Source organism: Bradyrhizobium sp. SHOUNA76, from assembly GCF_023006445.1.
Classification (GTDB): domain Bacteria; phylum Pseudomonadota; class Alphaproteobacteria; order Rhizobiales; family Xanthobacteraceae; genus Bradyrhizobium.
This window is the reverse complement of the sequence record NZ_JALBHA010000155.1, coordinates 1-11,981: the sequence shown is the minus strand read 5'-3', so window position 1 is coordinate 11,981 and position 11,981 is coordinate 1. Positions and strand designations below refer to the sequence as shown.

At 63.9% G+C, this 11,981-nt stretch carries 13 protein-coding genes and 1 pseudogene; 5 read left to right on the top strand and 9 right to left on the bottom strand.

The window, feature by feature from the left end:
* Positions 1–17 precede the first annotated feature (17 nt).
* The 3 genes and pseudogenes from pheT to pheS all read right to left on the bottom strand — a co-directional run.
* Positions 18–1,862 (bottom strand): annotated as a pseudogene (pheT, locus tag MOV74_RS17865) (phenylalanine--tRNA ligase subunit beta); the annotation flags it as partial.
* On the bottom strand, positions 1,859–2,329 hold the full coding sequence (locus MOV74_RS17860; RefSeq protein WP_246925041.1) for an endonuclease domain-containing protein: 471 nt from the start codon (positions 2,327–2,329) through the stop codon (positions 1,859–1,861). The gene MOV74_RS17860 and the pseudogene pheT, both read right to left, overlap by 4 nt.
* Positions 2,330–2,445: 116 nt before the next feature.
* The gene (gene pheS / locus MOV74_RS17855) at positions 2,446–3,528 is read right to left on the bottom strand and encodes a phenylalanine--tRNA ligase subunit alpha (protein ID WP_246925038.1); all 1,083 of its coding nucleotides are present in this window, start codon (positions 3,526–3,528) and stop codon (positions 2,446–2,448) included.
* A gap of 145 nt (positions 3,529–3,673) precedes the next feature.
* Here pheS and MOV74_RS17850 point away from each other — a divergent pair, with 145 nt between their 5' ends.
* Positions 3,674–4,090 (top strand): hypothetical protein, encoded by a 417-nt coding sequence (locus MOV74_RS17850; RefSeq protein WP_246925035.1) that lies wholly within the window; start codon positions 3,674–3,676, stop codon positions 4,088–4,090.
* An 11-nt stretch (positions 4,091–4,101) separates the two neighbouring features.
* Here MOV74_RS17850 and rplT read toward each other — a convergent pair whose 3' ends face one another.
* Both rplT and rpmI read right to left on the bottom strand, forming a co-directional pair.
* On the bottom strand, positions 4,102–4,461 hold the full coding sequence (gene rplT / locus MOV74_RS17845; protein ID WP_063198836.1) for a 50S ribosomal protein L20: 360 nt from the start codon (positions 4,459–4,461) through the stop codon (positions 4,102–4,104).
* 80 nt (positions 4,462–4,541) lie between these two features.
* Positions 4,542–4,742 (bottom strand): 50S ribosomal protein L35, encoded by a 201-nt coding sequence (rpmI, locus tag MOV74_RS17840; protein WP_008539890.1) that lies wholly within the window; start codon positions 4,740–4,742, stop codon positions 4,542–4,544.
* 271 nt (positions 4,743–5,013) lie between these two features.
* On the opposite strand from rpmI, the gene MOV74_RS17835 reads away from it, so the two are divergent.
* Entirely contained in the window at positions 5,014–5,418 is a 405-nt protein-coding gene (locus tag MOV74_RS17835; RefSeq protein WP_246925031.1) for a hypothetical protein, read from the top strand.
* A gap of 238 nt (positions 5,419–5,656) precedes the next feature.
* Here the strand turns inward: MOV74_RS17835 and infC are convergent, their stop codons facing one another.
* Complete coding sequence (infC, locus tag MOV74_RS17830; RefSeq protein WP_091962567.1) at positions 5,657–6,196, bottom strand: translation initiation factor IF-3; 540 nt, start codon at positions 6,194–6,196, stop codon at positions 5,657–5,659.
* 246 nt (positions 6,197–6,442) lie between these two features.
* Between infC and MOV74_RS17825 the strand changes: the two genes are divergently transcribed.
* Together MOV74_RS17825 and MOV74_RS17820 are read left to right on the top strand one after the other, a co-directional pair.
* Positions 6,443–7,243 carry a carboxylesterase gene (locus tag MOV74_RS17825; RefSeq protein WP_246925029.1) on the top strand — a complete coding sequence of 267 codons (801 nt, stop codon included), beginning with the start codon at positions 6,443–6,445 and terminating at the stop codon, positions 7,241–7,243.
* A gap of 110 nt (positions 7,244–7,353) precedes the next feature.
* Positions 7,354–7,821 carry a nuclear transport factor 2 family protein gene (locus MOV74_RS17820; protein WP_246925027.1) on the top strand — a complete coding sequence of 156 codons (468 nt, stop codon included), beginning with the start codon at positions 7,354–7,356 and terminating at the stop codon, positions 7,819–7,821.
* Positions 7,822–7,897: 76 nt separating this feature from the next.
* Here the strand turns inward: MOV74_RS17820 and MOV74_RS17815 are convergent, their stop codons facing one another.
* The 3 genes from MOV74_RS17815 to MOV74_RS17805 all read right to left on the bottom strand — a co-directional run bounded on the left by MOV74_RS17815 (position 7,898) and on the right by MOV74_RS17805 (position 10,698).
* Complete coding sequence (locus MOV74_RS17815; protein ID WP_246925026.1) at positions 7,898–8,695, bottom strand: acyl-CoA thioesterase domain-containing protein; 798 nt, start codon at positions 8,693–8,695, stop codon at positions 7,898–7,900.
* Positions 8,696–8,881: 186 nt separating this feature from the next.
* On the bottom strand, positions 8,882–10,057 hold the full coding sequence (gene queG, locus MOV74_RS17810; protein ID WP_246925024.1) for a tRNA epoxyqueuosine(34) reductase QueG: 1,176 nt from the start codon (positions 10,055–10,057) through the stop codon (positions 8,882–8,884).
* Positions 10,006–10,698: a glutathione S-transferase family protein gene (locus MOV74_RS17805; RefSeq protein ID WP_246925022.1), complete on the bottom strand. Its 693-nt coding sequence runs from the start codon at positions 10,696–10,698 to the stop codon at positions 10,006–10,008. Before MOV74_RS17805 ends, queG begins: the two co-directional genes overlap by 52 nt.
* A 169-nt stretch (positions 10,699–10,867) precedes the next feature.
* Here MOV74_RS17805 and MOV74_RS17800 point away from each other — a divergent pair, with 169 nt between their 5' ends.
* Positions 10,868–11,674, top strand: a complete 807-nt coding sequence (locus MOV74_RS17800; RefSeq protein WP_246925019.1) for an undecaprenyl-diphosphate phosphatase — start codon at positions 10,868–10,870, stop codon at positions 11,672–11,674.
* Positions 11,675–11,981 lie beyond the last annotated feature (307 nt).

Below are 11,981 nucleotides of genomic sequence, written 5' to 3'. Positions count from 1 at the left end.
TAAACCTACAAGACGAACAACACATCGGCCTCTGCCGAGCCCGACCAGTGCCGCCCCAGCCCTTCCGAGGCGGCAAAGCCGCGGCGAACGCCGCTCGCCGCCATGAACTGATCCTGCGGGCGATCGCCTTTGAAGACCTGGCCGACCTCGAACAGCGCGACATCGCCAAAGCCGCGATCGGCATTGGCCTGCGTCGCCGCGACCAGGCCCGCGAGCAGGGTCGGGCGCATGTCGGAGAGATCAGATGCGATCGGGTTGGCGACTTCGAGCTCGCGCTGCCCGCCGCCGAACAATTGCGCCGCAGACTTCGTGATGAAGGACCAGGTCACCGCTTCGATGATGCCGCGGCTTGCGAGCGCGCGCCTGGCGCGGCGGGTGCGCAGCTGAAGCGGCGTCAGCACCGGTTTGCGCGCGTCCTCGCCGCGTTCGAACGGCGTCATCGGCACCTTGTCGACGCCGAAGATGCGGACGATCTCCTCGACGATGTCGGCCTTGCCGTGCACGTCCGAGCGCCAGGATGGTACCGCGACCTTCACGACGGGGCCCGGGCCCGCCATCATGAAGCCGAGATGGGTCAGGATACGCTTCATCTCGGCTTGCGGCACTTCGATGCCGGACAGGCGCTTCACTTCCGTGACCGGAAAATCGATCACGCGGTCGTCGCCAAAAGCCTTGCCGACCACGACGGACTCGGACGGCGCGCCGCCGCACATCTCCATCACCAGCTTGGTCGCGAGCTCGAGCCCCGGCACCATGAAGGCCGGATCGACGCCGCGCTCGAAGCGGTAGCGCGCATCGGAATTGATGCCAAGCTTGCGCCCGGTCTGCGCGATGTTGATCTCGTTCCACAGCGCCGATTCGATCAGCACGTCGGTGGTATCATCGTCGCAGCCCGAGGCCTCGCCGCCCATGATGCCGGCGAGCGATTCGACGCCGTGCTCGTCCGCGATCACGCAAATGGCGGGATCGAGATTGTAGCTGCGGCCATCGAGCGCGAGCAGCGTCTCGCCGTCGCGCGCGCGCCGCACGATGAGATTGCCCTTCACCTTCTTCGCGTCGAACACGTGCAGCGGACGCGCGCGGTCGTAGGTCATGAAGTTGGTGATGTCGACAAGCGCGTTGATCGGACGCAGCCCGATTGCGGTCAGCCGCTTCTGCAGCCATTCCGGCGACGGCTTGTTCTTCACGCCGCGCACGAGGCGAAGCGCGAAGCCCGGGCACAGCGTGGAATCCTCGACCGTGACCTTCACCGGGCACGGAAATTCACCCTTGATCGGCTTGATCGTGGGATCCTTAAACTTGCCCATGTCGGCCGCGGCAAGGTCGCGCGCGATACCGTGCACGCCGGTGCAGTCCTGCCGGTTCGGCGTCAAATTGATCTCAACCACGGGATCGCCGAGCGCGGCCCATTCGGCATAGCCCGCGCCGAGCGGCGCGTCCGCCGGCAATTCCATGATGCCGTCATGGTCGTTGGAAATCTGCAATTCGGCCGCCGAACACAGCATGCCGCGGCTTTCGACGCCGCGGATGGTGCCGACACCGAGCGTGATGTCCTTGCCGGGAATATAAGTGCCAGGCGGCGAGAACACGCTGACGAGACCCGCACGCGCATTCGGCGCGCCGCACACCACCTGCACCGGCGCGCCACCGTCACCGGTGTCGACCATGCAGACGCGCAGGCGATCCGCATTCGGATGCTGCTCGGCCGAGATCACCTTTGCAATGGTGAAAGGCTTCAGCGCCTTCGCCTTGTCCTCGATGTTCTCGACCTCGAGCCCGATCATGGTGAGCTTCTCGGCGAGCTTGTCCAGCGGCTCGTCGGTCTCGAGATGATCCTTCAGCCAGGAGAGGGTGAATTTCATGGCTGTGTGCCTCGGGTCTTGAGAGTGTTTACTGAGTTGATTTGGTCGGTGTCAGGGTTCCCTCCCCCCTTGTGGGGGAGGGTTAGGGAGGGGGGTGAGCCGCGGGCGCCGACAGAAGCTGCCTGGCGGATCGCCTCAACAACGCCTTCCAAGTTTGACATCACCTGCTCATTGGTGAAACGCAGAGTTTGAAAGCCCTCGGATGCGAAGAACGCATCGCGACGCTGGTCCATCCTCTGACGCTCTTCGAAATCGTGAGATTCTCCGTCGACCTCGATGACGAGCTTTGAAGCGAAACAAACGAAGTCAGCGATATAATTGCCGATCGGAGTTTGACGACGAAATCCGATGCCATCCATGTGATTGGCTTTGAGGTAACGCCACAGCAGCGTTTCGGCGCGCGTCATCGTGCGGCGAAGCTGCCTCGCTCGGCTGCGCTGACGCTCGCTGACGACTGCGTGCGGCATCCGCGGCTACCCCCCTCCCTGACCCTCCCCCACAAGGGGGGAGGGAACGGAGAGAGCCTTCGCTGGCGCGAGTCCGAGCGTCGGCGTGGCTGGAGCAACCGTATCCCAGCAAGCCATCACGAGCTCAGCCCTCCGGCAAGCGTTGGCACTTCGAGCGGCTTGAAGCCGTAATGGGACAGCCAGCGGACGTCGCTGTCGAACAGCTGGCGCAGGTCGGCGATGCCGTATTTCAGCATGGCGATGCGATCGATGCCCATGCCCCAGGCAAAGCCCTGGTACTCGTCGGGATCGATGCCGCAGGCGCGCAGCACGTTCGGATGCACCATGCCGCAGCCGAGAATCTCGAGCCAGTCCTCGCCCTCGCCGAAGCGGATCTCGCCCTTGTCGCGGCGGCACTGGATATCGACTTCCAGCGACGGCTCGGTGAACGGGAAGAACGAGGGGCGGAAGCGCATGTTGATGTGGTCGACCTCGAAGAACGCCTTGCAGAACTCGTGCAGGATCCATTTGAGATGGCCGAGATGCGAGTGCTTGTCGATGACGAGACCTTCGACCTGGTGGAATTGCGGCGTGTGGGTCGCGTCCGAATCGATGCGATAGGTGCGGCCCGGACAGATCACGCGGATCGGCGGCTTCTGGCTCAGCATGGTGCGCACCTGCACCGGCGAGGTGTGGGTTCGCAGCAGCATGCGCGAGCCGTCTTCCTTCGGATGGAAGAAGAAAGTGTCGTGCATCTCGCGCGCGGGATGGCCTTCGGGGAAGTTCAGCTTGGTGAAGTTGTAATCGTCGGTCTCGATGTCGGGGCCTTCGGCGACCGAGAAGCCCATGTCGGCGAATATCGTGGTCAGCTCGTCCCAGACCTGGCTCAGCGGGTGGATGCGGCCGGCTTCATTCGGCGCGTCGCGCAGCGGCAGGGTGACGTCGATGGTCTCCGATGCCAGCCGCGCATCGAGCGCCGCCGATTTCAGGACGTCGCGGCGCGCGGCGAGCGCCTGGGTGACCTCGTCCTTGGCCTGGTTGATCGCGGCGCCCTGAGTCTTGCGCTCGTCCGGCGACATCTTGCCGAGCGTCGCGAGCAAGGCTGAGATCGAGCCCTTCTTGCCGAGCGAGGCAACACGCACGGCTTCGAGGGCCGCTTCGTCGCCGGCAGCACTGATCTGCGCGAGGATGGATTGAACGAGACTGGCGAGGTCGGACACGGTCGGATCCCTCAAACTTGCAAAAGGCTGCCGGGTTGTGGCCGCAGCCGGGGCGGAACGTCAAGCCGAATGGAGGTCGTAAATGCGGGGCATTTGAACCGTCAAGGCATGGCTGGCACCAACCTGAACGCGAAGGAGAAGACTGATGCGTTTGAGATCCTGCGTGGCCGGCCTGGCCCTGGTTCTGTTGGAAGGCATTCTGGGAGGCGCGGCGCTCGCCGAAGAATGCCAGGCCAAATCCACGTCGATGGATGACATCGTCGTGGCCCTGAACGCGGCGCCGAGCTGCGACCGTGCCATGAAGCTGTTCGAGGCCTGCGCATACGGCGCCAGCGGCGACGTGCAGTTCGGTGAGGCGGTCGAGAAGAAGTGCGAGGCCGATTTCAGCGGCCAGCTGGGGCCGCCACAGAAGCTCAGGTACCAGCGCGAGTTGCGGATCTGCGACCAGAAGTACCGGAACAAGTCCGGTACCATGTATATCTCGGCCACGGCCTTCTGCCGGGCGGAGGTCGCCCAGCGCTACTCGCAACGCGCTCTGAAGGCCGGCGGAGCCGGCCGCTAGCGTCGCACGGCTCAGGCGGCGAGCGCGGCCTTGGCCTTCTCGGCGATCGCCTGGAACGCGGCGGGCTCGTGGACCGCGAGATCCGACAGCACCTTGCGGTCCACGGTGATCCCGGACTTGGCCATGCCGTCGATAAATCGGCTGTAGGTCAGGCCGAAGGGACGGACGGCAGCGTTGATGCGCTGAATCCAGAGCGCGCGGAATGTGCGCTTCTTACGCTTGCGGTCGCGGAAGGCGTATTGCTGGGCCTTCTCCACGGCCGGCTTGGCGGCGCGGATGGTGTTCTTGCGGCGGCCATAGAAGCCCTTGGCGGCCTTGTAGACTTTCTTGTGCTTGGCGTGGGCGGTCACACCGCGTTTGACGCGAGACATGACAAATATCCTTCAGAGATGACTTCGGTTTCGGATCGCCGCGCGAATGCGGCGCGAGATGGCAGTGATCGCGGACGCGATCAGGCGTTCGGCAAGAAGTACTTCTTGACGTTGTCGCCGTCGGTTTTGAACAGCACGCGGGTGCCGCGGAGCTGACGGATCTGCTTCTTCGTCCGCTTGATCATGCCGTGACGCTTGCCGCGCTGGGCGTGCATCACTTTGCCGGTGGCAGTCACCTTGAAGCGCTTTTTAGCGCCCGATTTGGTCTTCAGCTTGGGCATTTGGCTCTCCTAATGGCCACAGAGATCCGCCCGCGAAGGCGGCTGGCCGTCAAAAATGCTCGTTAGAGCGTTGATTGTGCTCAGGTTTTACGAACAAGCGCGAAACCCGCACGAAACACCGCCACGGCAGCCCTTAATCAGCCGGGCGATGAAGGCTGGGCTTATGGCAGAGGACGAGCCAATTGGCAACGATGAACCGGTGGAACCTGCCCGGCGACTATCCGGAATTGCTGCCCTCATGTCCAAGTCTGTCGCCCGGAGCAGGACCAAAATGGCCCATTTTTCCCAGTTGCTTTCGTCTATGACCGATTTCGTCCGCCCGCGCCAACTGGCGCTGTTCGCCGTGCTCGCAACAGCTGCGCTGCCGTCGACTGCCGATGCCCGCGTCGGCAGCTATGACGGCGTCTGGAATGTCACCTTCGCCACCACACGGGGCAATTGCAGCTCCGGTTACAGCGTCCCGTTCGCCGTGACCGGCAGCCGGGTCTCGTCCGCCGGCGGGGGCCGGGTCTCCGGCAGGGTCAATCGCAGCGGCGCAGTCGCGGTCCAGGTCTCGGTTGGTGCGTCCCATGCCAGCGGAGGCGGCCGGCTCGCCCGCGTGAGCGGCACCGGGTCGTGGAAGGGAATCATTTCCGGAGACCAGTGCAGCGGCACCTGGCAGGCAACGCGGACCTGACTATCGCCAAGAAGGCGGTGCGCTCCCTCCCCCGCTTGCGGGGGAGGGTTGGGGAGAGGGTGTCTCCGCAACGGGATAGTCTTGCAGAGGAGACAGCCCTCACCCGGCGCTTCGCGCCACCCTCTCCCGCAAGCGGGCGAGGGTGCAGCAACGCTCGCGGCGTGCACCCCCGCACAAACAAAACGGCCCGCCGGAAATCCGGACGGGCCGTTGAATTATCAGTCCTGACAAACCGGCGTCAGCGCGGCGCCAGCACCATGACGACCTGACGGCCCTCGAACCGCGCGTCCTGCTCGACCTTGGCGAGCTCGGCGACGTCGGTCTTGATCTTGTCGAGCAGCTTGGTGCCGATCTCCTGATGCGCCATTTCGCGGCCGCGATAGCGCAGCGTGATCTTGACCTTGTCGCCCTCTTCGAAGAACCGCTGCATCGCGCGCATCTTCACGTCGTAATCGTGGTCGTCGATCATCGGGCGGAGCTTGATCTCCTTGATCTCGACGATCTTCTGCCGCTTGCGGGCTTCGGCGGCTTTTTTCTGGGCGGAATACTTATACTTCCCGTAGTCCATGATCTTGCAGACGGGAGGGCTGACGTTCGGCGAGATCTCGACCAGATCCATGCCGGCCTCCTGGGCCATGCGGATGGCCGCAACAGTCTCGACCGTGCCTTTGTTGTCACCGGCCTGATCGATCAGCTGGATCTGCGCATTGCGAATATCATCATTGATGCGCGGCCCATCTTTGCTGGCGACGGGCGGGGCTTTATTGGGACGGCGAATGGGTGGTTCTCCAAAGTTGTGAAAGAGGCTGCTATTTTGCAGGAAGATGTGTTGGCCGGCAAGCAATTCGCTCGGAGCGCGATCGAAAAACACTCAAATGCGAGGTATTTCGGCCACGCCTGGGCACGCTGACGGACATAGACACCTTGCTTCCGTTCCGCAAGCGTCCCAAAGGGGCAATGCCGGTATCCGGCGCTGCGGAATACGACCGGACAGCTCAAACCGTGCAGCCAGGGGAAACGTTCCATGACCCATGCAATTCCCGAGGCCGTGCCTAGCTCCATCGACGTGGGCGAGGGCACGTCAGCACGCAGGATCGCGGTACGCAGCCGGCCCGGGCAAGGGCCCGGGCTGCTCTGGCTCGGCGGATTCAAGTCGGACATGCAGGGCAGCAAGGCCCTGGCGCTGGACGGCTGGGCCCGGGATCATGGCCGCGCAATGGTCCGGTTCGACTATTCCGGCCACGGCGAATCCGGCGGCGATTTCGCTGATGGAACCATCGGCCGCTGGCTGCAGGAGAGCGTGGCGGTGTTCGAGCGCTTCTGCGAGGGCCCGCAGGTCCTGATCGGCTCGTCCATGGGCGGCTGGATGGCGCTGCTGCTCGCGCGCGAGATCAAGAAGCGGCAAGTGAAACAACAGGCCAAGGCGTCGCTGGCCGGTCTCGTCCTGATCGCGCCGGCGCCGGATTTCACCGAAGAGCTGATGTGGAAGAATTTTTCGTCCGCGGTGAAGCAGGAGATCGAGACCAAGGGCGTCTGGATGAGGCCGTCGGACTATGGCGACGGCTCGCCCTATCCGATCACGCGGAACCTGATCGAGGAGGGGCGCAATCATCTCGTGCTCGGCAGCGCCATCGATCTCGGCTGCCCCGTCCGCATCCTGCAAGGCGCGCAGGATCCCGACGTGCCCTGGCAGCATGCCTTCGCGCTGACGCACCGCCTGCCGGCAGACGATGTCGTGCTGACCATGATCCAGGACGGCGATCACCGCCTCTCCCGCCCGCAGGACATCGCGCGCATTCTTGCCGCGGTGGCGGAGATCGGGTGAAATTGCTCGCCAAGAATTCGATGTCATCGTCCGCGAAGGCGTACCGGATGCCCCGGTCAAGCCTATGGTCAAGCCGGGGCATGACTGAGCATGAGGAAGGAGAAACGCCAATGACCACCACCGCGATGCTGCGCGCGTTCTGCGATGCGGTCGAGCAGCGCAACGGCCGCGCGTTTGCCGAACTGTTCACCGAGGACGGCGTCTATCACGACGTCTTCTACGGCGCCTTCGCTGGCCGCGCGAAGATCGCGGAACTGATCGACGACTGGTTCTATCGCACGGCGACCGATTTCCGCTGGGACATGCATGACCCCGTCACCGACGACACCACGCTCTATGCGCGCTACACCTTCAGCTACAAATCAACCCTGCCGGAAGCAAACGGCGCGCGGGCGATGTTCGAGGGTGTGGCGATCATGACGCTGCGTGACGGCCAGATCGTGGGCTATCACGAGGTCGCCAACACCGCGCCGGCGTTCGTCGATCTGAAGTTTGCACCGGAACGGATTGCGAAGATCGTCGCCAAGCAGGGCGCCGAGCTGAAGGCGCGGCCGGAGATGCAGCGACATTTGAAGTAGCTTCTCCATTCGTCATTCCGGGGCGCGCCTCTTGGCGCGAGCCCCGGAATGACGAATGGAGAGCGTTGTCGCGCCGCTACCGCTTCGACGGATTCACGAGCGGCTTGCGCTGTGCCAGCGCCGCCACCGTCGCGGTGCCGATCGGACCCTGTTCGTCGTAGAGCCAGCATTCGCCGATCGCGACGCCGTCGGTGGCGTGATGATTCACCACCTCGAAGCCGATCCAGCTCGTCACCGGCAGACGATGCAGATAGATCGTCACGTCGCTGTTGATGTAGCCAAGCCCCTTGTCGCCGGCATTCGCAAACGGGCTGGCGAAATCGGCGCCGGTGGCGACATGGACGAACGGCGTCATCGGCGCGCCCGCAACGAGTTCGCGCACCTCGCTCATCCAGAGCCGGCGCGGACCGAGCGAGCCCATATGGCCGACGATCGGCCGCGTCGTCCATTTGCCGTTCATGCCGAGCCGGGGATCGGTGGGTTTGGGAATATCGGCCGGCTTCGGCGCGTCCCAGTTCGGCGGCGACCAGACGTTGCCGTCCGGATTTTGCGTCCGCCGCAACAGCTGGCACGAGGCGCGCGCCATGCTGACGCCGCCGGAGACGAGCTCCGCTTCCACCACGCGGATGCGCATTCCGTCGCGCACCAGGCGTGTCGTCACCTCGATCGGCTTGTCGATGGTCGGCAGCCGAAACATGTCGACGGTGAGCCGCGCCGGCACGAATTCAGGCCCGGAATAGCGCTCCTCGATGGCGAAGCCGAGCAGGCCGATGATGACGCGCCCGTGCAGTGATGTCGGATCCCACGGACCGTTGGCCACTTCCGTCGGATGGAATGTGTCGCCGTCACGGGTGAAGAAAGGCATGTTTGTCATGATGCGCGAGATTGCGGGAATGAGTGGGAAAATCAAGGGTGGTGAGAGCGAATGTCGTCGCCACAACAATCGCTGTCATCGCCCGGTCTTGATCGGGCGATCCAGTATTCCAGAGACGGCAGTGGGAGAGCCGAGAAGCCGCGGCGTACTGGATGCCCCGTTCAAGCCGGGGCATGACACCGAGCATTAGGAGGCGGCCTGCCACTCCTCACGAACGCTTTCGTCGTGCTCACTGGCAATGGCGTTTACGCTAAGCGCCTCGAACGCCTCCCGCGACATCAACTGCCCCAGCGCCCACACTGCGGCCCCGCGCACCAGCGGGCTCGCATCATCGAGCAATCGCCGCGCCTCTTCAGCCAGCGTCGCATCGCCGGAATTGCCGATCGCAATCAGCACGTTCCGCAAAAAGCGGTCGCGGCCGATGCGCTTGACCGGCGATTTCGTGAACAGCGCGCGAAACGCGGCGTCGTCGAGCCGTGCCAGCTCCGCAAGTTCAGGCGCGCGCAATTCGTCGCGCGCGGCAAGCTTGGCCTCGCGTCCTTCCTGCGCGAACTTGTTCCAGGGACACGCCGCAAGGCAGTCGTCGCAGCCGTAGATGCGGTTGCCGATGGCTTTGCGAAACTCGCGCGGGATCGGCCCCTTGTTCTCGATGGTCAGGTACGAGATGCAGCGGCGCGCATCGAGCTTGTAGGGCGCGGGAAACGCAGCGGTCGGGCAGATGTCGAGGCAGGCCTGGCACGAGCCGCAATGATCGATCTCGGCGTCGTCGCGCGGCAGCTCCAGCGTGGTGTAGATCGCGCCGAGGAACAGCCACGAGCCGAATTCGCGCGAGACGAGGTTGGTGTGCTTGCCCTGCCAGCCGAGACGCGCGGTTTGCGCTAAGGGCTTCTCCATCACTGCCGCGGTGTCGACGAACACCTTCACGTCCGATGGCGCGGTCGCCACCAGCCAACGCGCCAGCGCCTTCAGCCGCTTCTTGATGAGGTCGTGATAGTCGTCGCCTTGCGCATAGACCGAGATCGCCGCGCGCGTGCGCTGTTCGAGGATCGCGAGTGGATCCTGGTCGGGACCGTAATTGACGCCGAGCATGACCACACTGCGCACGTCGCTCCACAGCCCGCGCGGATCGACGCGGCGCTCCGGCTGAGCGGCGAGCCAGTCCATGTCGCCGTGACCGCCCGAGGCGATGAATTCGAGGAAGTATTTTCCGGCGTTCTCGATTGTGCCGGGTGCGGTGACGCCGATGCAATCGAAGCCGAGCGCACGCGCTTCGCGCGCAAGCGCCGTTTTCAGTTCAGTCGGATCGGAGCTCAGAAATCCAGGTCCACGTAGGTCCGCGACGCCGGCACGCCGGCCAGCCATTCGCTGAGGAGCGGACGGAACGACGGACGGGACTTCACCCGCGCGTACCACGCCTTTGCTGCGTCGTCCTCGCTCCATGGCACGTCGCCCAGATAGTCGATCGCCGAGAGATGCGCCGCGGCGGCGAGGTCCGCGTAAGTGAGCCGGTCGCCGGCGAGGAAATTACGCGTCTGCGCCAGCCAGCCGATATAGGCCAGATGATAGCGCACATTGGCCTTGGCGGCGCGCATCACGTCGGCCGAAGGTGGCCCGCCGCCGTTCTCCTCGCTCATGAAGCGCTTGTAGATGCGCTCCGTCACCAGCGGGTGCGAGACCTCCTCGAAGAACTTTTCGTTGAACCAGGCCATCAGCCGGCGCACCTCGACGCGCTCGGAGATCGTTTCCGGCATCAGGCGCTTGGGTCCCATCTCGGCACCATAGGCCTCGTCGACATACTCGGCGATGATCGCCGCGCCCGGGATCGGGGGCTGCTCGTCGTCGACCATCACGGGCGTCGTGCCTGCTGCATTGAGCAACAGAAACGCCTCGCGCCGTTCCCAGCTGCGCTCCTCGACCAGCTTGAGGTCGAGCCCGTATTCGCCCGCGATCAGGCGGATGAAGCGCGAATGCGGACAGAACGGATGATGAAACAGCGTAAACATGAAGCCTTTGACTATTTGATGGTGCTTAAGAATCCATCAATGTTTGTGCGGCGCCACACTAGTCCTTCAAAACCGCGAAGCAAGGGCGTGATTTCGCATTTTGCGATTGCGGCATGGGGGCGAATAGGCGAGAAGGGCCCCGCTTTTCCAGCCGAAATGGACCGTAAATATGTCAGATGCAATACGGGCAGTGATCCTCGGCATCATCGAGGGTGTGACCGAGTTCCTTCCCGTGTCCTCGACCGGCCACCTCTTGCTTGCGGAACGCTTCTTCCATCTTGGTGAAGGCGCCTTCTGGGATTCGTTTACGGTTCTGATCCAGTTAGGTGCGATCCTCGCGATCGTCGGACTTTACTTCAAGAAGCTGTGGGATGTCGTGATCGGCTTCTTCACGGGCGATGCTTATGCGCGCCGCTTCGTGATCGGCGTGCTGGTGGCGTTCCTGCCCGCCGTGATCGTCGGCCTCGTTGCCGGCAAATACATCAAGAGCGTGCTGTTCAATCCCTGGGTGGTGTGCTTCACGCTGATCGTCGGCGGCGCCATCCTGCTCTGGGTCGACAAGCTAGACCTCAAGCCGCGCGAGCATGACGCCACCCGGTTTCCGCTGCTGATGTATCTCTATATCGGCATCGCGCAATGCGTAGCGATGATCCCGGGCGTGTCGCGTTCCGGCGCCAGCATCGTCGCCGCGATGTTCCTGGGCGCCGACAAGCGCGCGGCGGCGGAGTTCTCGTTCTTCCTCGCCATCCCCACCATGATCGGCGCGTTCGCCTACGATTTCTACAAGAACCGGTCCGAGATGACGATGGACCACATGGGCATCGTCGCGATTGGCTTCGTGGTGTCGTTCATCACCGCGATCATCGTGGTCAAGACGTTCCTGGAATACGTCACCCGGCATGGCTTCGTGGTGTTCGCCTGGTGGCGCGTCATCGTCGGGACGCTCGGCCTGATCGCGCTGGCGCTGGGTCGTTAAGATTACCGGTCCGTAGCCCGGATGGAGCGCAGCGCAATCCGGGATCCTGCCACAAGCGACGCCGGCGCCGGATTGCGCTTCGCTCCATCCGGGCTACAGGGCCTGGCGATCTCACTCACGCCTTCAACGCAAAATAAGCTTTTGATCGGTAGGCAGTTTCCAAGGCAGGGCGGCGCGCGCCCGGCACAGGAGCTGAACCATGACCCTCGTCAGCGGCTGGGGGCGCTTCCCGGTCGTCGATAGCGATGTGCTGCGTCCGCGCTCGTTCGCGGCGGTCGGCGAGGCCGTCTCGTCCGGCACCGTCGCG